Annotated in this window: 19 protein-coding genes, 1 pseudogene and 1 riboswitch; of the genes and pseudogenes, 7 read left to right on the forward strand and 13 right to left on the reverse strand. The window is 38.9% G+C overall.

The features are described 5' to 3' along the window. Position 1 precedes the first annotated feature (1 nt). Positions 2-2,047, reverse strand: a complete 2,046-nt coding sequence (gene treP, locus HMPREF1150_RS10175) for a PTS system trehalose-specific EIIBC component (RefSeq protein WP_009659072.1) — start codon at positions 2,045-2,047, stop codon at positions 2-4. A gap of 187 nt (positions 2,048-2,234) precedes the next feature. Here treP and treR point away from each other — a divergent pair, with 187 nt between their 5' ends. Then, positions 2,235-2,948, forward strand: a complete 714-nt coding sequence (treR, locus tag HMPREF1150_RS10170) for a trehalose operon repressor (RefSeq protein WP_032905347.1) — start codon at positions 2,235-2,237, stop codon at positions 2,946-2,948. A gap of 366 nt (positions 2,949-3,314) precedes the next feature. Here the strand turns inward: treR and HMPREF1150_RS10165 are convergent, their stop codons facing one another. Then, positions 3,315-4,655 (reverse strand): hemolysin family protein, encoded by a 1,341-nt coding sequence (locus HMPREF1150_RS10165; RefSeq protein ID WP_009659126.1) that lies wholly within the window; start codon positions 4,653-4,655, stop codon positions 3,315-3,317. 151 nt (positions 4,656-4,806) lie between these two features. After that, the gene (locus HMPREF1150_RS10160) at positions 4,807-5,931 is read right to left on the reverse strand and encodes an AI-2E family transporter (protein ID WP_009659083.1); all 1,125 of its coding nucleotides are present in this window, start codon (positions 5,929-5,931) and stop codon (positions 4,807-4,809) included. A gap of 74 nt (positions 5,932-6,005) precedes the next feature. Between HMPREF1150_RS10160 and HMPREF1150_RS10155 the strand changes: the two genes are divergently transcribed. The 5 genes from HMPREF1150_RS10155 to HMPREF1150_RS10135 all read left to right on the forward strand — a co-directional run bounded on the left by HMPREF1150_RS10155 (position 6,006) and on the right by HMPREF1150_RS10135 (position 11,236). Further along, a complete protein-coding gene (locus tag HMPREF1150_RS10155) occupies positions 6,006-6,800 on the forward strand; it encodes an ABC transporter ATP-binding protein (protein ID WP_032905348.1) in 795 nt (264 codons plus the stop codon). Beyond that, a complete protein-coding gene (locus HMPREF1150_RS10150; protein ID WP_009659150.1) occupies positions 6,797-8,359 on the forward strand; it encodes a beta-carotene 15,15'-monooxygenase in 1,563 nt (520 codons plus the stop codon). The genes HMPREF1150_RS10155 and HMPREF1150_RS10150 overlap by 4 nt, the downstream gene beginning before the upstream one ends. 111 nt (positions 8,360-8,470) lie before the next feature. Then, positions 8,471-8,845 (forward strand): hypothetical protein, encoded by a 375-nt coding sequence (locus HMPREF1150_RS10145; protein WP_002916933.1) that lies wholly within the window; start codon positions 8,471-8,473, stop codon positions 8,843-8,845. Positions 8,846-8,963: 118 nt separating this feature from the next. Further along, positions 8,964-9,728 (forward strand): class I SAM-dependent methyltransferase, encoded by a 765-nt coding sequence (locus HMPREF1150_RS10140; RefSeq protein WP_002916932.1) that lies wholly within the window; start codon positions 8,964-8,966, stop codon positions 9,726-9,728. A 449-nt stretch (positions 9,729-10,177) separates the two neighbouring features. Then, on the forward strand, positions 10,178-11,236 hold the full coding sequence (locus tag HMPREF1150_RS10135) for a DMT family transporter (protein ID WP_002916930.1): 1,059 nt from the start codon (positions 10,178-10,180) through the stop codon (positions 11,234-11,236). A 479-nt stretch (positions 11,237-11,715) separates the two neighbouring features. Here HMPREF1150_RS10135 and HMPREF1150_RS10130 read toward each other — a convergent pair whose 3' ends face one another. From HMPREF1150_RS10130 to HMPREF1150_RS10100, 7 genes and pseudogenes are all read right to left on the reverse strand, one after another. Then, complete coding sequence (locus tag HMPREF1150_RS10130) at positions 11,716-12,492, reverse strand: ABC transporter permease (RefSeq protein WP_009659160.1); 777 nt, start codon at positions 12,490-12,492, stop codon at positions 11,716-11,718. Next, positions 12,479-13,432, reverse strand: coding sequence for an ABC transporter ATP-binding protein (locus tag HMPREF1150_RS10125; protein WP_009659111.1), 954 nt, complete (start codon positions 13,430-13,432; stop codon positions 12,479-12,481). The genes HMPREF1150_RS10130 and HMPREF1150_RS10125 overlap by 14 nt, the downstream gene beginning before the upstream one ends. Next, positions 13,413-14,028, reverse strand: a pseudogene (locus tag HMPREF1150_RS10120) (TetR/AcrR family transcriptional regulator). The gene HMPREF1150_RS10125 and the pseudogene HMPREF1150_RS10120 overlap by 20 nt, the downstream one beginning before the upstream one ends. A 237-nt stretch (positions 14,029-14,265) precedes the next feature. Next, the gene (locus HMPREF1150_RS10115; protein WP_009659175.1) at positions 14,266-14,817 is read right to left on the reverse strand and encodes a class I SAM-dependent methyltransferase; all 552 of its coding nucleotides are present in this window, start codon (positions 14,815-14,817) and stop codon (positions 14,266-14,268) included. Further along, positions 14,811-15,758 (reverse strand): TIGR01212 family radical SAM protein, encoded by a 948-nt coding sequence (locus HMPREF1150_RS10110; protein ID WP_009659095.1) that lies wholly within the window; start codon positions 15,756-15,758, stop codon positions 14,811-14,813. The genes HMPREF1150_RS10115 and HMPREF1150_RS10110 overlap by 7 nt, the downstream gene beginning before the upstream one ends. A gap of 59 nt (positions 15,759-15,817) precedes the next feature. Continuing rightward, a complete protein-coding gene (locus HMPREF1150_RS10105) occupies positions 15,818-16,117 on the reverse strand; it encodes an MGMT family protein (RefSeq protein ID WP_009659144.1) in 300 nt (99 codons plus the stop codon). A 606-nt stretch (positions 16,118-16,723) separates the two neighbouring features. Then, positions 16,724-18,067, reverse strand: coding sequence for an MATE family efflux transporter (locus tag HMPREF1150_RS10100; RefSeq protein WP_009659137.1), 1,344 nt, complete (start codon positions 18,065-18,067; stop codon positions 16,724-16,726). A 340-nt stretch (positions 18,068-18,407) separates the two neighbouring features. Here HMPREF1150_RS10100 and HMPREF1150_RS10095 point away from each other — a divergent pair, with 340 nt between their 5' ends. Beyond that, on the forward strand, positions 18,408-18,980 hold the full coding sequence (locus HMPREF1150_RS10095) for a TetR/AcrR family transcriptional regulator (RefSeq protein WP_002913129.1): 573 nt from the start codon (positions 18,408-18,410) through the stop codon (positions 18,978-18,980). 202 nt (positions 18,981-19,182) lie between these two features. Here HMPREF1150_RS10095 and HMPREF1150_RS10090 read toward each other — a convergent pair whose 3' ends face one another. The 3 genes from HMPREF1150_RS10090 to HMPREF1150_RS10080 all read right to left on the reverse strand — a co-directional run bounded on the left by HMPREF1150_RS10090 (position 19,183) and on the right by HMPREF1150_RS10080 (position 21,278). Further along, positions 19,183-19,833 carry a phosphatase PAP2 family protein gene (locus HMPREF1150_RS10090; RefSeq protein ID WP_002913241.1) on the reverse strand — a complete coding sequence of 217 codons (651 nt, stop codon included), beginning with the start codon at positions 19,831-19,833 and terminating at the stop codon, positions 19,183-19,185. After that, positions 19,823-20,380, reverse strand: a complete 558-nt coding sequence (locus HMPREF1150_RS10085; protein ID WP_002899751.1) for an ECF transporter S component — start codon at positions 20,378-20,380, stop codon at positions 19,823-19,825. Before HMPREF1150_RS10085 ends, HMPREF1150_RS10090 begins: the two co-directional genes overlap by 11 nt. A gap of 131 nt (positions 20,381-20,511) precedes the next feature. Next, positions 20,512-20,658: riboswitch (FMN riboswitch) on the reverse strand. 116 nt (positions 20,659-20,774) lie between these two features. After that, the gene (locus tag HMPREF1150_RS10080; RefSeq protein WP_009659168.1) at positions 20,775-21,278 is read right to left on the reverse strand and encodes a tRNA (cytidine(34)-2'-O)-methyltransferase; all 504 of its coding nucleotides are present in this window, start codon (positions 21,276-21,278) and stop codon (positions 20,775-20,777) included. Positions 21,279-21,613: the final 335 nt, after the last annotated feature.

Genomic DNA, 21,613 nt, shown 5'->3' on the forward strand with positions numbered 1-21,613 from the left:
TTTAAAGTGGATTAGCTGTCATCAACTGACTTCCTCGCTCAACTGCCCGAGGAAGTTGTTCAAGTTCCTCCACCTGATAACTGTCTGAGTTTGTAATGATGACTGGTGTTTCTGTTACATAGCCCGCTTTCTTGATCATGTCTATATCAAAGGAAATGAGCTTGTCACCTGCCTTGACCTTATCTCCTTGAGACACATAGCCCTCAAAGCCTTTGCCTTCCAGATTAACAGTATCCATTCCGATATGCATCAGGATTTCAACACCTTCATCTGACAGGATACCGATGGCATGCTTGGTTGGGAAGAAGACTGTTACTCTACCATTGACTGGTGAAACCAACTCCCCTTGGCTAGGAACAATGACAACTCCACGCCCCATTAAACCTTGTGCAAAGACAGGATCTGTTGCCTGACTCAATTCTTTGACTTCTCCTGCCAACGGACTAGTAATCGTTACAGGAGCTGATGAATCAGCTGTTTTCACCTCTGGAGATGACTCGGTTTTGGATCGCCCGGCAAATTCTGCCTCTTCCTGAGCTGCAAACTCTGCCTGCAATTCTGGATCTTCCTCAGTCTTAGTTAAGAAGCCTGTCTTGTGGAAAAAGAAAGTCAGGAACATTGGTACAAGAATTGCTACAAGCATAACTAGAAGGAAAGGAAGCCAATAGTTTGCTTGAATAGAAAGAATAGCTGGTAAGCCCCCTACACCAATACCAGTCGCTGTGACATTAAAGTTAAGTGACAAAACTCCGGCAATAGACGAACCAATCATCCCGGCAACAAATGGATAAACGTACTTGAGATTGACCCCGAAGAGGGCTGGCTCAGTAACTCCAAGGTAAGCAGAAATGGTCGCTGGAAGCGAAATTTGTGCTTCTCTTTCATCACGACGATGCATGAGATAGTAGGCAAATACAGCTGAACCTTGAGCGATATTGGACAGAGCAATCATGGGCCAAAGAGCTGTGCCTCCATAATCATTGGCTAACTGTGTATCAATAGCATTGGTCATATGGTGAAGACCTGTAATCACAAACGGAGCGTAAAGGGCACCAAATACTGCACCAAACAACCATTTGAATGATCCTGTCAAACCAAGAAATACAAACTTAGACATGCCTTGTCCAACCCACCATCCAAAAGGACCTAAAACCGTGTGGGCCAAAATCAGAGCAGGAAGCAAAGAAAGCAAAGGAACAAAAATCATAGAAATCACTTCTGGAATCCGTTTACGCCAGAAAATTTCTAAGTAAGATAGAGACAGACCAGATAAGAGAGCCGGAATGACCTGACCTTGGTAACCATATTTGTGAAACTCAAGTATCCCAAAATACCAAGTGTAGTCTTTAGCAATCACAGCTTTAGAGGTATTAGCTACCTCATAAGCATTCAACAAATGTGGAGAAACCAAACAAATCCCTAAGACAATCCCAAGAATCTGACTGGTTCCCATCTTACGGGATATAGACCAAGTAATCCCCACCGGTAAGAAGTGGAACACTGCTTGTGCCGGCAGCCAAAGAAAGTCGTTGACATTGCTCCAGAATTTAGATACATCAACAATTGTATTATAAACGGGCTGCCCATTTTTTACTTGTGCAACTCCGTCAACAATCTTTCTACCCAAAGCTTCAATTTGGACTCCTTCAAGGACATTACGAAAACCAAGAATCAACCCTCCGACAATCAAGGCTGGAATCAAGGGTGTAAAAATTTCCGCCAGAGTGGCCATAACCCGCTGAAGGGGATTTTGATTGCTCTTAGCAGCAGACTTTGCTGCTTCTTTTGATACTCCCTCAATACCTGATACAGCAGTGAAGTCGTTATAAAAGATGGGCACATCGTTTCCAATGATGACTTGGAATTGTCCAGCATTCGTGAAAGTCCCTTTGACCACTGGGATTGCCTCAATAGCCTTGACATTGGCCTTTTTACCGTCGCCAAGTACAAAGCGCATTCGCGTTGCGCAGTGACTAACTGCTGTGACATTCTCTTTGCCGCCGATTGCATCTAGCAGATCCTTGGCATCCTTCTCGAATTTTCCCATTTGACTACTGGCTGAATGAGAATTCAGCACTCTCCTTATATTTTTTATGAGTCAGTTTTTCAACAAGCCCCTACAAATTATTGTAATCGATTTCAAAGATGTAGGCAAGTTGTTTGTTGAAAAAAGCCCTCATTTTTGATAAAATTTTCTATGTTGTATGAAAAAAAGAAAACAAGTGGGGTTTATGATGAAGAAATACAAACAATTGTTCAAACAGATTGAGAAAGATATTTTAGAGGAACGTTATGCAGTCGGAGACTTCTTGCCCAGCGAACATCAGCTGACAGAAGACTACCAGGTTAGCCGCGATACAGTCCGCAAGGCTCTGGCCCTGCTGCAGGAAGAAGGATTGATTGAAAAAGTCCGCGGACAGGGTTCCAAAGTCATCAAGCATGAACAGTTTGACTTTCCTGTGTCTAAGCTGACCAGCTATCAAGAAGTAGTCAAGCAGAATAATATGCAGTCCAAAACCAATGTTGTCAGCTTGGAAAAGATTACCGTGGACCAGAAATTGTCCGACATCACTGGCTTCCCTCCCTACCGACTGGTTTGGCGAATCGTCCGTCAGCGCGTTGTAGAGCAAATCGCCTCGGTCTTAGATATTGACTATTTAGACAAGGGTATCGTCCCCCACTTGACAAGGGAAATCGCTGAGCAGTCCATTTATGCCTATTTGGAAAATGATTTAAAGCTCAATATCGCTTATGCCAAGAAGGAATTTACCATTGACCACGCCAATGACCGAGACAAGATTCTCATGGACCTAGGTAAGGACCAGCAGGTCGTCTCTGTCAAATCTCAGGTCTATCTGGCAGACGGCCGCCAGTTTCAATATACCGAGAGCCGTCACAAGCTAGACAAATTTCGCTTTGTGGATTTTGCTAAACGTCAGAAAGAATAACCTTGAGTTCCATCCAGATCACAAAACCACCCCTGTCTTCCAACTGGCAGAGGTGGTTTCTTTTATGAGTAGTCTAAGGCTGCCTTGTTTTGGAGCGACAAAGAGCCTCAAAATTTCTTTATACTTGTTTTAGGAGATTTATATGAAAAAATTAGTTAAGGGTTTCTGCTGCTTTTTAAAATTTACTGATTCTTATTACTTCCTTTCCTACTTTTGCGCCTGTGAGAATGTCAATACTTGCTTATCATATAGGGTAACTTTAGATGTCATTGGACTGTCCTCATTTCTATTTTGATGGTATTAGTATAATCCCAGAAACTTAAGGCAGACTTATAAAAAACTTGAAGGAAACTTAAAAGGCTGAGTTTATTTCTCAGCCTTTTCTGCTTCTTCAGTAATGTCAGAAATTTCAACCTTAACCTTCGTAACACGGCCATTTTTAACCTTGTCATTGGTCAAAATGAGTTGCTTATTCTGACTTTCGACTTCGTAACTAATGCGTTCTTTCGGATCTGGAATAGTTCCTACACAAGTCAAGTAATAACCAGCTATCGTATCCACATCGTCGCTTTCGATTTCAACTTCAAAGTATTCATTAAAGTCATTGAGGGTCATAGTTCCTAAGACGATGTAGGTATTCTCACCGATTTCATGGACTTCGATTTCAGCCTTGTCAGTCTCATCGTCAATCTCACCGACAATCTCCTCCAAGAGGTCTTCCAGTGTAACCAGACCAGCCATACCGCCATACTCATCCAAGAGAATGGCCATTTGATTTTGCGTGTTGCGCAGCTCCTTGAGCAAATCATCGACAAACATGGTTTCCGGTACAAAGAGTGGCTCCTGCAAAATCTTGCGCAGAACGATATTGTCAAAACCATTGACGAATCCTTCATTAAGCAGTCGCTTGGTATGAATCAGACCGATGACATTGTCCTTATCCCCATCATAAACGGGAATCCGCGAGAAGCTCTGTTTGAGAATGCTCTCGATGATTTCCTTGGTATCGTCCTGAATGTCCACCATAAAGGCATCCGTCCGCGGCACCATCAGTTCACGCGCCATCAGCTCATCCAGAGAGAAAATCCCCTGCAGCATCTCAATCTCATCTGCATCCAAGGTCTCCTCACTCTTAGTCAGCATATACTCAATCTCATCCCGAGTCATCTTTTCGTCTGCATCATCAAACTTCATCGGGGTTATCCGACTCAGTAGATTAGTCGACGCTGACAGCAACCAAACGAAGGGGCTGACAATCTTGCCAAGAAAGATAATAACCGGTGCAGCCCGCACAGCTAGATTGTCTTTCAGGTTCATGGCAATGCGCTTGGGATAAAGCTCACCCAAAACAATAGAAATATAGGTCAATAAGACCAAAGCCAAGAAAGTTCCGATAGCACGTGCTGTTTCGGAATTTCCCATCCAAGAAGAGAACAGTTTCCCCAGATTATCCGCAAAACTGGCCCCAGACAGGATATTGATAACAGTAATCCCAACCTGAATAGTTGATAAGAAGTTATTAGGGCTTTCTAAGACCGCCAAGAGACGACTATATTTGAAGTCGCCCTCTTCAGCCTTTTGCTCCACACGCGCCCGATTGAGCGATACCATTGCCATCTCAGCTGCTGAGAAAAAGGCATTTAACAAAGTCAATATAAACAGTAGTAAGGCTTGCCATAACATATTCTGACTGCCAGGGTCTTCCATTGATTCTTTCTCCTCGAAATGTATAAGTAAATCTGATTATATCATATTTTTAAATTTAGTGCACAGGAAATGAAAATAAGACGGGAGGCCCTTCTTCCGTCTTATTTTCTAGTCTTGAAACTCTGGAATCAATCGAATTCCAAATTCACCCTTATTTATTAATAATCCCAAACTCTTCGTTCTTCTTCTGCTGCTGGGCTTCCTTGTGATTATCATAGAGGTTAGCCAAGAACTTAGCGATTTCCTTGAGGATAGAATAGGTCGGGATTGCCACAATCATCCCTAGCACGCCATAGATATTGCTGGATAAGAGTAAGAGCACCATGATAGTAATAGGATGGACCTTCATCACACCGCCAACAATACGGGGATAGAGGATATTGCCATCTACCTGCTGGATAATCAGCATGTAAATCAAGGCCGCCACCATCTTCTGAGGATCCGTAAAGGCATACGTAATGACCATGGGAATCAAGCCGATACTCGGTCCAACATAAGGAATCAGATTAGCCAGACTGGAAAAAATAGCAAAGACCAAAGCGTACTTGAGTCCAATCACGCTATAGCCAATATAGGCCAGAGCGCCGATAATCAGGGCATCGATTGAAATTCCGCTAATATAGCGGGCAACAGTAGCATTGAGATTGGTCAGCAAGCTGGAGATATTGAGCTTATCGCGCTTGAGGACTGTCCGCTCCAGCATGGGCAGGAGCTTATGGCCGTCCATGAGGAAGTAAACCAAGAAAATTGGCGTCATAATCAAAATCATCAGTGTATTGACAACTGCTGATAAAACGCTACCCAGACTGTTGGTTACACTGTTGAGAATATTCTGCAGAATATCCACATAAGACAGGTTGAGTTGCTGGATGGTGGACTGGATATTCAGATTCCGAAAGAGCGGATTTTTAGATAATTGGTTGACAAAACTTTGAATTTCCCAATAAAGGCCTTGCGTTGAATTAATCAAGCTGCTCAGCTGATTAATCAAAATCGGCAAGAGATAAATAACCCCCAAAGCAATCAAGCCAAACAAAAGGCTGAGAGTAATCAGAATCCCAATCATTCGTTTGATTTTGAGCTTGTCCTGGAGAAATTTCACCAGCGGATTCGTAATATAGTAAAGAAATCCTCCCACAAGAAAGGGAATCAAGATTGTATTCACAACGCTAACAATCGGGGTTATCATATCCCCCATCTGGCGCCAGATAAAGAAAATAATCGTTAGCAAAAGGACCTCACTGGTCCAAAACATCAGCTTACTTTTATGAAACATTTGACTCCTCCTATCAGTTATTTTACCATAAATTTTGTTATAATAAAGGAGATTTAATGAAAGAAAGAGTAAAAATGGAAAAGATTATCAAACTGGAAAATGTAAGCTTGGCTAAACAAGGCCGAACTATCTTAAAAGATCTCAACTGGCAAGTGAAAAAGGGAGAACATTGGGCTATTCTCGGTCTCAACGGTTCTGGAAAGTCTACTCTTCTGCGCCTGCTCATGGCTGAACATTGGAAGACTAAGGGCAAGGTAACGGTTCTGGGTACGGAATTTGGCGCCGGCGACATTCCTCAGCTGCGAACTAGGATTGGAGTAGTTGGCTCCTTCATTGCTGAGCGTCTGCCCAACCGCCTCACATCTGAAGAAATCGTCCTGACAGGCAAGTATAAAAGCAGTATTCTCTACGCTCCTTACGGGCAAACTGAGCTAAACCAAGCTAGGGAAATGCTGGCTTCCATTGGCGGGCAAGAATTGATTGGCCGAAGCTACATCAGTCTGTCTCAAGGGGAAAAACAGCTCTTGCTGATTGCGCGCAGTCTCATGGAAAAGCCAGAACTACTTATCTTAGACGAAGCGACCAGCGGTCTGGATCTCTTTGCCCGCGAGCTCCTGCTGGATCAAATTGGTAAGATTACACAGATGAACCAGACTCCAACCATCCTCTATGTCACCCACCATGTAGAGGAAATCACTGCTGCTATGGATCATGTCCTGCTCCTAAAAGAAGGAGAAATTATAGCCCAAGGTCCTAAAGAAGGCATACTTCAAAAAGAGGTCATGGATCGCTTCTATCCTCAGCCAGTCGAGCTGATTGAGCTGGGAGAAGACCGCTATTTCGTCAAGGTGGAGGTCAGATCCTCATGAAGCAATTTTCTAACACAATCTTCAATTTGGGCTATTTTCTGATTCTAACCATGACTGCGATTGCCTTGCTTTTCCTTTCTGGGCAGATTCTGCTATCCCATACTTACATACCTTTGAGGATTGCTGAAGGGGTCCAATTCGTCAGTAATCCTTGGTATTTCTACCCTATACTCTTACTTTTTCTCCTCAGCCTCTTTTTAATCCGGCCCCTATTGGAAAAGGTTCAGACCAAGCATCTTTTTTGGATTCTGTCTTCCATCTTTATAGCAGCAACGATTTTTCTGATAACGGCCTACGATGGCCGCATCCGAGCTGACGCCAAACACGTTTTCAATGCAGCCCTAGCCTTTAACCGAGGAGATTACAGCTCGCTGACAACCATCGGAAGTTACATGTACCGTAATCCCCATCAGTTAGGACTGATGACTCTGGAGCGACTTTATGCTTTTATTTCTCCGACGACTCAATTTGCCTTTAGCATGAATGTCGTCTGGACTTTACTCAGTCATTTCTTGATTTACAAGATTACTGCCCTGCTCAATGCCAGAGAAATGATTCAGAAATACACGATTCTGCTGACTTTTCTCTTTCTACCACAGCTCTTTTTTATCCTCTTTGTCTACGGTACCATTTCTGGACTTTTCTTCTGTCTGCTCAGTCTCTATGCTTTTATCAAGCTGGATCAGAAAGGAAACCTGCTCTATGCCTTGCTGGGAGCGGCCAGTATCAGTCTGGCCTGCCTCCTGCGCAACAACTACATCATCTTTGCCATCATGCTGATTGGAGTCTGCTTCCTGTCCATCTTTTATAAATGGTCTTGGAAGAAACCCTTAGCTATCATCCTAATTTTAGCCGGTATCGTCCTTTCAAACAAGGGACTGACTGCCTACTATGAGCAGCTGATTGGGGGCAAGATTGGTGTCGGTACTCCAAAAATCGCCTACATCACTATGGGCCTGCGGGATGATCCCAATCGGCAGACCTTGGGAGGCTGGTACGATGCCTACAATACCAAGATTCTCAAGCGCAACAAATACGATGAAAAATTGGCTACAGAAATGGCTACTCGAGATTTGAAGGACATTTTGATTCACTTCAGCAAGCATCCTGCTTATGCGCTGAAATTCTTCTACGAAAAGGTCAAGTCTACCTGGACTGAGCCGACTTTTCAGTCCATTTGGACCGGACCGCAGATTGAGCGCCAGCAGTACATGAAGCCAACCATTCTACGCAGTATTTATGAGGAAAGAAAGGGTTATCAGATTGTTAATTTCCTGCTCTTGACCCTGCTAGCCAGTATCTATCTGCTCTCCTGTTTCTTTATCCTTCATAAATTTTTCGTCGCCGAGGAAAAGCTGACGCCTTTTGACCTCTATCCCTTCATCTTTCTCTTGGGGGGTGGCCTCTTCCACTTCTTCTGGGAAACCAAGAGCCAGTATGTTTATATCTATGTCCTCCTTCTCATCCCTTCCGCCGCTCAATCCTTAGTCGACCTGAGCGATTGGTGGAAGAACAAAGGAAAAGGGAAATCAACAGACCAGCTTGAGAAAAAACTATAAAACTTGAACACTTGATAAGAATTCCTTATAATTTTATAGGAATGTTAAGTGAAACAAAATTGAATTTGTAATTAAAATTTTTTGTATTTTACGAAGGGAGAATAGTGATTTATGTTTTCAATATTAGGTGCAGTATTATTTGGAATTATAGCAATTATGACCGTTCTTGTTGCTTGCGGTCTGCCTTTGGGCGAATATACAATGGGTGGACAACATAAAATCTTACCTAAGAAATTTAGACTTGCGGCAGTCATTTCGGTGGCTATCCAAATATTTGCCATAATCATTATTTTGCAAGCTGGAGGTTTGCTTCCCTTGTGGCTGTCTTTCAAGGTTACTAAATATATTTGTTTCTTCTTTGCCGCTTACCTATCCTTGAATACGATTATGAACATGATTTCAAAAAGTAAGAAAGAAAAATATGTTATGACTCCTCTTTCACTTATAGTTGCAATATGTTTTTGGATAACAGCATTTCAGATGTAGTATGTAAGCGAGGATCATCTACAGTGCGTCAAATTGGAATTTGTAGAGGTGAGAAAAATGTAATGGCAACATATTCAACTTAAATCGAAATAATATAAAATTACGAGGAGATTATAAGATGAATAATTATATAAAATTAAATGAAGATAGATGGAATAATGTAAAAAATGACTATACTGAGCCATTGACACATGAAGAATTAGAAGAAGTTAGAAATAATCCAATTTCTGTTGCATTAACTGTTGGGAAAAAAGTTCCAAAAGAATGGTTTGAAAAAGCCAACGGAAAAAAGATATTAGGTTTAGCTTGTGGTGGTGGACAGCAGGGTCCAGTTTTTGCTATAAAAGGTTATGATGTAACCATAATGGATTTTTCTAAATCACAATTACAAAGAGATGATATGGTTGCTAAAAGAGAGGGCTTAAAAATCAATACAGTTCAAGGCGATATGACAAAACCATTTCCATTTGAAGATGAGACTTTTGATATTATTTTTAATCCAGTTTCAAATGTATATATAGAAGATTTAGAAAACATGTATAAAGAAGCCTCTCGAGTATTGAAAAAGGGCGGATTGTTAATGGTCGGGTTTATGAATCCTTGGATATACATGTATGATACTGACATTGTATGGGACAAACCCGATGAGGAATTACTTTTAAAGTTTTCAATACCTTTTAATTCAAAAGAGCTTGAAGAGGAAGGCAAGATAACCATCAATCCAGAATATGGATATGAATTTAGCCATACCTTAGAAACTCAGATTAGAGGACAACTTAAAAATGGTCTCGCTATGATAGATTTTTATGAATCGTGTGACAAAAGACATAGATTATCACGTTATGGAAATGACTATATAGCTACACTCTGCATTAAACTCTAATATTATAGAAAATACTTCGGGAGAATAGCCCATTTTATTTTCCTTAAGGGTTAAAATCTAAAAATCCCAGTTTGTATAATTGAATATAACGATTTGAGAAACAGTAAATCACAAAGGTTTACTGTTTTTTTGCTCATTTTCCAGAATAAAAGCGTCAATCATTTTTGAATGAAGAGAATCCCTATAACTGGAATAAAACACCCTTAACACGCATTTTAAAAAGGCAAGAGTATTGATGTGGTGTAGTCAACTTCAAAACCGAAATTCTATATTAAATGGAAAGAGCTAAAAGTGTTAGAAATTGTTTAGAGACACTAGTAAAAGAAAATAGAGGACTAACACAGGTTAAGAAGCAAGAGCTGGGGCCATAACATTAAGTAAATATATGATATAATAGTAAAAATGTTTAGGGAAACGAATTAGAATATACAGAGCAAAGGGGATGACAAATGTTGAAGCAGAAAACAAAGACGAGTGCAGTTATATTAGCACTGTTAGCAGCTGGATTTTATGCAATTAGCACGCCATTTTCAAAAGTTCTTTTGAATAATGTTACACCAACTTTTATTGCCGCTTTTCTTTATCTTGGTGCTGGTATTGGCGTTGGAATAATGTATTTATTTCACATAAAAAAAGAGAAAAAATCAGAGAGACTTACAAAGCAGGATTTACCCTATACAATCGGAATGATTGGATTAGATATAGCCGCCCCTATATTTTTAATAATAGGTATAAAAATGGGAACAGCATCTAATGCATCACTCCTCGGTAATTTTGAAATTGTGGCGACTGCGTTAATGGCGTTACTTTTTTTCAAGGAGAAGGTATCCAGAAATCTGTGGATTGCAATTGGATTTATTACGCTATCTAGTATTGTTTTATCATTTGAGGGAAGTGATAGTTTCCAGTTTTCTATAGGTTCTTTTTTTGTGATACTGGCAACCTGTTGCTGGGGACTTGAGAATAACTGTACAAGAAAGATGTCTGATAAAAGCACATATGAGATTGTTTTGCTAAAAGGCATTTTTTCTGGCGGCGGTTCATTTACTATTGCATTGCTACTTGGCGAAAAGATTCCAGAAATGAAATACATTGCCGAAGTTATGCTATTAGGATTTGTAGCATACGGATTAAGTATTTTTCTTTATATAAGAGCGCAAAGAGACTTAGGTGCAGCTAAGACAAGTTCTTTTTATGCTGTAGCACCGTTTGTGGGTTCATTTTTAGCCTTTGCAGTAAATGGAGAAAAATTGGCTCTAGAATATTTTATAGGGCTGGCTCTGATGTTGCTAGGAACGGTATTCGTAGTATATGACACTATGGTAAAGCATCATCTTCATGAGCATACGCATACGATTGTTCATACACATAACGGCGTGACACATACTCATGTAATCACTCATGAACATGAGCATAAGCACTTCGGAAATGAGGAGAGGCATAATCACAAACACGAAGATTATATAAATAGCCAAGAACATAAATTGGCTCATGTGAATGGATTATAAATCCCAGTTTGTCTAATTGAATTGAAGAATGTTTAAAACAGTAAATCACAAAGGTTTACTGTTTTTTGCTCATTTTGAGAAATCATAACCACCCGTGAAAACGAGTGGCTTGTACACCGGCTATATGCAATTTCCCTCCAGCGACGTCTAAAGAAGTTCGCTGAACTTCTTTTAGGTTAATGCTATGATTACTTGACTAATGCCCGTAAAAACAGGCTTTTATCTTAATTCTAAAACTGCCATCTGAGAACTGTTTGACACTTAACTTATCAAAGACAAGGTCATTTTTTCCAAATCACGTATATTAGAAACTATCTTTTCATTTAGGCCAACGATATTCACATAGTCCCCTCTCCCCCCAAAACTTTCGATTGTCATAATATAACCCCTCTTGTTTTTCAATCTGAACAGGAGGGGTTGTTTTGAATGGAAATGAATAAGACTTAGTTTTGTGTTATTAGCATTTTCATCACTTCATTTTAATCGTAATCAGCATACCTCCACCAAGCTATTGTTGCGATAAGACCTAGAATACTTACCCCAAATAAACTGACAATGCTCCCAAAATTCAATAGTGCTTTTCCTGCAATACCACTTGCGAGTGCAGGAATCGCCCATGGAATGTATTTCCCAAAGTTAAGAGCAGAACCAAGCTGAGAAAAAATAATAGTAAAAATAATAAATGCCAATGGAGACAAATATCCCCGGCCTAAACAAGCAAAAAAAGCTACTGGAGTAGAGAGTACAATCGTAAGAGTAGTACAAAAAACAAAAGTAAGTATACCTTTGAAAATCACCATTAAGCTCCCACCCTCAAGTCCAATCAGATTGCCAGCTAATAATCCCAATAAAAGTGCAAAAACTGATAGAATATAGCTCCATAGAGCGATAACGATAAACTTGGATAATACGATCGTATCTCTTTTTATCGGGAGTGCTAATAGGTCTATCATCGTTTTATCAGAATATTCTCTACCAAAAACCCAAGATGCTGTAAATCCAAAAATGAGCAATCCCCCAACAGAAATGACTTGTGATATGGTCATTAAGTATGACGACCAGTCTGTTATCTTCATCATTTCCATTTTTGCAGAAATCAAACCAAGATTTTTGAAATTCTCTGGATATTTCATCATAGTTGCAAACAACCCAACAATAAAAGGAACTAAACAGATAGAACAAGCAGTTACGATGGAAAGTTTTGATTTTATTAACTTTCTCCATTCAATTAAAATACAGGAACTAAGCTTTTTCATTCGAAACACCTCTATTATAGTCATTCAGTATCCTTAAGAAATAATGCTCTAAATCTTCTTTCTCAACAGTCAGCGATTTGGGCGGATAACCTGCATTAACCAGCAATGTAGCAATTTCTTCCGGATATTCCACAGATTTTCTATCAGTTAATTCTAAGAAATGGATATTATTTTCTGTGTCTGATTGAATATTTACTTGATAGCCATGATTAGATAATACTTCTTTCATGGCCTTATTATTAGAACCACTTACTAGTAACTTCTTTTCTAAGTACTGTTCTAATTCATTGCTTTCAACTTCTCTTATAAGTCTGCCCTCATGTATAATGACTATTCTAGTAGCAATTTTAGATATTTCTTCCAGATTATGACTTGAAATAAGAACAGTTGTGCCTAGATTATTCGCCAATTCCTTTAATAGTTCTCTCACTTCAATAACTCCAAAAGGGTCTAATCCATTTGTTGGCTCATCAAGAATTAGGATTTTAGGTTTATGAATAATCGCTTTTGCAATTCCTAAACGTGCAACATTTCCTAAAGAAAGATGCTTCTCCTGTTTATGTTCATATTGCTTTAGTTTTAATTTTTCAATTACCCAGTCAATATTATCTTTATTAACCCCTCTTAATTTACTAATGATTGCTAAATTTTCTCTCACAGTTAAATCCGGATAAGAATAAGGCGTCTCAATAATATAACCTATTTCGTTTCGAAGTTCTAAATTATTCAGATCTAACTTTTTTCCTTGAATATAACATTCTCCTGATGTAGATTTTATCAATCCTAGCATCATTCTCATCGTCGTTGTTTTCCCAGCACCATTTAGTCCTAAAAAACCTACTATTTCACCAGGTTTTATCGATAGATTCAAGTTGTTGACAACATTTTTTGTTCCATGTCTTTTAGAAAGCTTTGCGGCTCTAATTGCTTCTTTCACCATTACCTATCCTCCTTAGTAATTTGTTCCACAACTCCTTGTATGACTAACTTCAATGTAGTATCAAATTGTTTTTCGCCGATTTCCTCGATGTGTAATATAGTCATAGCAATCGTTCTAAATAAAGCAGAGACGATTTCTACCGATACATTTTCTCTAATGTTGATTCGGGATACAATTTCTTTAACCATCCTATCGTCTATCAGATGGTGATTTGTTATCACCTCTTTCGGCAATTTTCTTAGGAGTAATTCCATTTCATTATTTTTAAATATGGTATACATAAATGAATAGCGAAAATCTTGATAAAAATCATAAAGTAACTGTACCAGACGATTTGTATCTATCTTGGTTTCCATACCTAATTGTTCTGTCAGGCGATTCATAACATCTATTTGATATTCTTCTAAGACTGCAAAAAATAACATTTCTTTTGAGGAATAAAAATTATAAAAAGAACCTTTGGAAATATCTACCATTGCTGCCATTTGGTCAACTGTGGTTTTCTTAACCCCATATCTTTGAAGACATTCCTTTGCAACTTTATGTAATTTCTTTCTAATAACTTCTTTTTCTTCGCTAGTAAAAGCAGTAGCCATAACTTCCTCCTAAAAACTCTGTGACGTTTTTTGATTTTACAGTCATAGCTTATCATATAAACTAAAAAATGTCAAAAGTCTTATATCTTCTTTGTAAGAAAATATAAGATTTTAAATTTACACACACCTTAATTCTTTTCTTTTAGACCTAATTATTCGATTTTCACGATAAAAAACAAGGATACAGTACTGAAAGCTCCTATTGTCTGGCTTTTCTCTCTGTATCCTTATTGTATCTCAAGTTCCTTCTCTCAATTTCTCAATCATGACTAAGAAAGGCGGATTGTTAATTTGATTGATAGTCTTGTAGAGGGCAACGGTGAAGTCCTGCTGGGGCAGCTGACTGACGAAGTCTAGCACCGCATCTTTTTCAACTTCGCCACCTTCATGCCCGTAGTAAATCATGATAGCTGCACGGCCACCTTTTTCCAAGCCTCGACAGACCTTTTCCAGAGCTTCCAGCGTCGTATCAGGTCGGGTAATGACTGACTTGTCCGCCGAAGGCAGGTAGCCAAGATTAAAAATAGCTGCCTTGAAATGGTCTGTGTATTGGTCTAAAGTCTCATGGCCAGATAAGATTAGCTGAACATTATTCAAGCCCGCTTCTGCCAAGCGCTGGCGGGTCTTTTCCACAGCCTGCTCCTGAATGTCAAAAGCATAGACCTGCTTGGCCAACTTAGCCAGAAAGAGGGTGTCATGTCCGTTGCCCATAGTAGCATCCACCACGATATCTTCCTTGGTCACGACTTCAGCCAAAAAGGCATGAGCCATCTGTAAGGGTCTTAACATACGAATCTCTGCTCCTTTGCTTTACAGCCTTGCTTGCTGCCACGACGACACATTTCTGCCTCAATGGCATTGAGAACTTCCCATTTATTGAGGCTCCACATAGGGCCAATCAACATGTCTCGCGGAGCATCGCCCGTGATACGGTGGATGACGATATGCTCGGGAATAATCTCCAGCTGGTCGCAGACGATGGAGACATACTCCTCCTGACTGAGCAGCTGCAGCCGCCCCTCATGATAATCCCGCTGCATGCGGGTATTAGTCATCAAGTGAAGCAAGTGAAGTTTAATTCCCTGAATGTCATTGTCCGTCACGCAACGGCGGACATTCTCTAGCATCATCTCATGAGTCTCACCCGGCAGGCCGTTAATCAAGTGAGAGACAATCTCCGCCTTGGGAGCCAGCTTTCGGACCCGCTGGACCGTCTCCACATAGAGCTCATAAGAATGGGCACGATTGATGAGGTCCGAGGTCTCCTCATAGGTAGTCTGAAGGCCCAGCTCTACGGTCACATGCATACGCTCAGACAGATCAGCCAAGTAGGCGATGGTCTCTTCAGGCAAGCAGTCAGGCCGAGTCCCGATATTGAGACCAACGACGCCAGGCTCGTTAATGGCCTGTTCATAGCGCTCACGAATCACTTCAAGCTTCTCATGGGTATTGGTGAAGTTCTGGAAATAAACCAGATACTTGCGAACATCAGGCCACTTGCGGTGCATGAAGTCAATTTCCTTATAGAACTGCTCGCGAATGGGCGCATCCGGCGCCACAATGGCATCACCTGAACCCGAAACGGTACAGAAGGTACAGCCTCCATGCGCTACCGTACCATCCCGATTGGGACAGTCAAAGCCCGCATCAATGGGCACCTTAAAAGTCTTCTCTCCAAAAAGTTTGCGATAATAATCATTCAAAGAATTGTAAGATTTCATACCTTTCATTCTACCACAAAAAAGAGTTTAGAAACAAAAATTCCCTCTTTCACAAAGAAAGAAGGAAATCACCGCTCCCACAAATAGACTTTCAAATCCACACAGCCATTAGCCTTCAAGTCCACTCCCTCCGCCCAGAGCAAGTGTTCTTGGTCTTCCCAGCCCGGTGCGAGGCGTCCTGCTGCATTGACCACCCGGTGACAAGGATGCTTGCTACCATAACGTTCCGACTGACTGAGAATCTTTCCCACCAAGCGAGCGTTTTTAGGCCGCCCAATCAAACGGGCAATCTGGCCATAGGTCGCCACGCGCCCAGAGGGAATGCTATCTACTAATGCCAAAACAGCATCTATGAGTTCTTGATTCAAAACGGAAATGACCCTCCTTTTTACAAAGTGGATCAGAAAGGCCAGAACACTATCCTTCGTTTTATAATATATATATATATTATAAAACCTCTTTCATTGATGATGTACTCATATCATTTCCGAGCAACTTCCATTCCACTTATAGTTATAAAGCTTTCTTACCCTCCAGTTCATGGCAAGATCGTTCCTAAGATAGAAGCAATCGAAACTTACTTCTACAGCCTTATTGATTAGCTAACCCTCTAAAAACTTCCAATAATGAAAGTTTAAGAGGTTATAAGTTTTTATAAATTCCATTCTACCACAAAATCCGGCAGTGACTCGAAAAATCCCTTCTTCCATAAAGAAAAAGGGATATAATTATACTCAAATAATATATATAAAACAAAATATAATCAATCTACAGATTTTAATGCTTCTAACATGTTTATGTTTTTTAAACAAAAATTTACTACAGAACCTAGAATAGATAAAATCAAATTATTTCTTTATAAACATACATCGTCTCTCTTATCTATTTTAAAATTTATATTATTATTAGCGACAATCTCGCTGTCTCCTGATTTATATCGTTTAAAAGAATTACCCATCTCTATATAGGTCATTTTATGCCTCCATAATTTTCCTTAATTTAGTCATCATAAATTTTAGCCAAAACATTATAATCACAAGTATCAAAAAATCTGAAATAAAATAAGAGGACCATAGGCCAGTTATTCCAAACAAAATTGGTAAAAATAATGCTAAAGGTATTTGAAAAATAATCTGTCTCAGAATAACTAAAAAAGTAGATATCCGCGAGAAAGAAATATATTGAAAATAGTTAGTTCCAATATTGATGATTCCTTGTACAGGTAACGAAATCATAACAAGTCTTAAGGCTGTACTAGAAAACTTTATAAATTTCGGATCGCTTGAATTAAAAAGTGTAGCTATTTGCACTGCAAAAATTTGAATTACAAGGAACAAGCACAGAGAAAAAATTGTGCTGATTATTAGTGAAATACTAAGTGATTGCTTTATTCTACTATAATTTTTTGCACCATAATTAAAACTAATTACAGGCTGAACTCCATTAGTAATAGCATTCATCAAAGAAATAATATAGCGATAGATTGAAGAGGTTATAGATAAAGCAGCAATACCATAAGTACCTGCATAATCAAAAGCAACCCTATTATATAATATCAGTAATATCACAGATATGACCGTTGTAAGAAAGAATGGCAACCCCATTGCAATAATTTTATTGATAAGCTTTTTATCAATAAATAATAAGCTCTTCAAATCCATTTTTAAATCGTTAGATTTTCCAGTGTACTCTCTGAATGTCAAGATAAGTGCAGCAAGATTAGCCAGAACTGTAGATAAAGCTGATCCAAAAAAACCAGTATGAAATACAAGAATTAGAACTGCACCAGTCCCTGCATTCACAAGAAATGAAATAGCATTGATATGTAAAACTTCTTTAATCTTACCTTGAGCCCGCAAACAGTACAAAAGAGTGTGTGAGACAAAATATATAGGTGACCCAATAAGAAATGTAAGGCAAAATTCCTTAACATAATGATACAGTTCTTGTGGTGCCCCAAAAATAATCAATAAGCCTTCTAAGGAAAACCACAAAAGTATCGACTGTAGAATTGATAAAATTAAAGAAACTTGGATAGAGGAATCTAAAATTAATCGGGCATTTTTGTAATCCTTTTTGCCAAGTGAGATTGTCAACAAGGATGCTGTTCCTTCGCTTGCTAGAGCTGAAAAAGCATAGACCAAAGCGTATATCATAAATGTATATGTATTAGCGGAATTCCCCTCAAGCCCTAAGGTCTGTCCAATGAATATGCCATCAACTAAATTATAAGACCCACTTACTATTGCTGTAACTAATGAGGGAATAATTAGTTGAACTAACAGTTTTTTTACAGATATATTTTCTAATTTATTCATGACTATGTCTCATTTGTTCAAAGCTCTTTCTATTCCTAAAGATTCTTCCAGTCATATACTCTTTTAGAAAACATTTCCCAATTTGATAAAGAGCATAGACACACTATAAATTACATAATAACATTTTCATTATACTACTTCCAGTACCAAAAATTTACAAAATGTAGCCAAAATATCTTGCTTTTACAGAATAATCAAAAGCAATTTAGAAAATTTTTTACAAACTGTAATTTTTTTGTTAGTATTGAATCTAATTAATTATACTTAGACTAAAATAATTTTTTACTAATAACATTAGAAGTACTAGGCTACATATTGACTGACAAGGAGAATAACGGCAATGACCAAAGATACGCGAGAAAATATTATCACTGCTTTCTTTCGACTTTCTGAAAAATATCCTGATAAATCTAACTTTTCTTTTTCTGAGATTGCAGAAGAAGCAGGCATAGCAAGACAAACAATCTATAAAAATCATTTCAACTCTCCTAACGAAATAATTGAAGCTATTCATCACGACATTGACGAACGAATAATGTCAAAAATGCTAGATTTTGTACCAGGTTCAAATGGATCCGATAATGCTCTTTTTATTGACTTCCTTGCTTCTGAAATAATACCATTAATTTTTGAGAATAGAATCTGGCTAAAATATCTTTATTCAACTGCAGCTGATCCTAATTGGGAACTTTTTTTAAAGAAACAATATAAGACTTGGATTAGCCAAAACATTCAACTGTCTAGTAAAATGGGTTTATCTAAAGAGTTTACTGAAGAATTACTTGTTAATTATACTCTATCAATTATAAAGTCATGGATTACACAAGCAATTCCAGAATCTCCTGAAGTCTTTTCTAAAAAATTCAAATCACTTTGCAAGCTATCTATTCAAGATATTATTCAAAATGCTTAAAACTAAAAAACACCAAATGAACTACTTACCATGTTCATTTGGTGTTTTTCAATCATTCTATTATAACTCATTTTTAACAGCCAGTGTATGATAACTGTAAATCCAAAACTATGTTTGAATTCTAAAATTCAAAAATTACGCCATAAATGATTTTTCAACTATGTAACTCTGGTCCTATTGATTATTCTTATCAAAGTAAACGCTATTTCTGCTTTCCCTTGAAACGCCACTGGAAACGCAGCTTGTCATAAAAAGGAAATTCAATATTGAGGATGGCAAAGCCCATCAAGGCTCCTCCGATTACATCTGTCGGGTAGTGCACTCCCAGATAGACTCTGGAAGCCATAATCATGAAGATAAAGAGAAAGAGCAAACCTTGTACCAATCGCTTGATTTTTTGGTTTTGAATTCGTTGCTGGGCAATGATAATCAAGGTCCCAACAACAACGGCTGTCGCCATGGCATGCCCGCTCGGAAAAGAGTAACCACCCTCTTTGACCAAATGCGAAAGACTGGGCCGGCTTCTTTGGTAAAGGAGTTTAATCAGCTTAATCAAAATCCCATGTAAGACCAGATTTCCCGCTAGCAAGGCAGCTTCCAGCTTCCATTTTTTATAAAGGAAAAACAGGACAAGAGCCGAAACCCAGATGATAATCCCCATCGGATCAATCACACTGGTCACTAGTTTGAAAAAAGTCGTCAAAGCTGCAGGCAAGTCTCCCCGCAACCAGGTCTGAATCGGGGTGTCAAAGCTGGTCAGCTGCTCAGGATAAAATTTGACCATGTAGCCTAGCATAAAGAAAAGTAAAAGGGCAAAAGAGCCCTTTGTTAGATAAGATTGTTTATTTTTCATAGCGTTTTAGAACGGGCTGTATGAGTTTGTAAATTAGCCAAAAGACAGCAGCCCAGATTACTCCTTCTAATAGGTTAAAAGGGACAATCATAGTCAGCAGATACTTGGAAAGACCAAATGCCTTATTAATATCAAAACCAGCAAACCTCGCATAGAGAGGCACAGCATAAATGACATTTAGAATGATCATAGTAATCGTTAGACCAAGTGTTGCTGCTAAGGAAGCCTTCACATAGCTAGATAAGCTCTTTCTTTTTTTCCACAAGAGGGAAAAAGCACAAACAAAGACAGCTACCGCTAGTATATTCATGGGTAGACCGATTAGAGTGCCTACGCCATTATTATTCAAAGCTAGCTTTAAGACAGAGCGAATCAAGAGCACTGCTAGAGAGCTTTTTAGATCCAAGACTACCAAAGCCAGTAAAATCGGAATAATTGAAAAATCCAACTTTAGAAACTCAGTTATCAAGGGAATCTCATAAAGCATGAGTAGAAATGAAAGTGCAGATAAAACTGCTACAATCGCCAACTTACGAGTATTTGTCATCACAGGTTCCTCCAATTTATAAAAATTAGAGAAGCCGGAAAGGCCACTGAAAAAAGCTTGTCAGCTAATGATTATTTAGTATAAGGCTCAGCCCTTAAATAAAGATTAAACGGCAAGTATGCTTCACTGCCTCTCGTCTTCTCCCATCCAGACTATACTGTCGGTTGTGGAATCTCACCACATCAGCTTGCGCTCGCGGACTTAATTGGCATTGAGAAAAAATTTCCAATCCAAAAATTACCGCCGGTCGGGAATCTCACCCTGCCCTGAAGACATCATTATCATAACAAAAAAAGCCTGCCAGAGCAAGCAATTTGATTGATGTAATCAAAAATGTTTCAACATTAGTGTTCTATCAATCAGGAAAATTAACTGCTTAGATACATTCATTCCGCTACTTCAGCTTGTCCGCTTCATACTCGTGTACCAAATCTAAGCCAGCAAAATTCTGCTGGCGCAGGGCTTCATAAACAATCATACAGACTGTGTTTGAAACATTGAGGCTGCGAACATGCTGATCATTCATGGGAATACGCAGTGCCTTCTCTGGATGACGACGCATAAATTCCTCTGGCAATCCCTTGTCCTCACGACCAAACATAAAATAGTGCGAACCTTCTGCTGCAAAATTTTCCTCAGAATAGACCTTCTCTGCAAACTTAGAAATCAGATAAAGACGGCCATCCATCTGCTCCATAAAATCGTCTAAACTCTCATAATAGGTGATGTCCAGCTTATCCCAATAGTCCAGCCCAGCCCGCTTCATCTTGCGATCATCAATGGGAAAACCCATGGGCTTGATGATGTGAAGCGGTGAATTAGTCGCGGCGCAAGTACGGGCAATATTGCCGGTATTCTGCGGAATCTGAGGCTCAAAAAGAACAATATGATTTTTCATAATAAGAATATTTTTCCTAGTATTTTTCTTTAGATAAAAAAATAGCCACACTGCCCGGAGTCAAGCTCAGCAAACAGCGTGGTTAAGGCTTCATTAACTTACATCACAACAGGTTTGAGGTAAACCAATGAAGGTACTCATTTAGTATAACACTTTCAGCCTACAAGTCAATAAAAAATGCTCAAAAAGTTGTACTTTTTTTTAAATATCACAGGAAGATACCATTTTGGTAAAAAAATATTCGGAATTCTATAAATAAGCAAGCTATTCTGTATTTTATAGATGAAATTTAATTGAAAAAAGAGTATGATAGATACATACTTTGGAGGAATCTA

The organism is Streptococcus sp. AS14 (genome assembly GCF_000286495.1).
Taxonomy (GTDB): domain Bacteria; phylum Bacillota; class Bacilli; order Lactobacillales; family Streptococcaceae; genus Streptococcus; species Streptococcus sanguinis_P.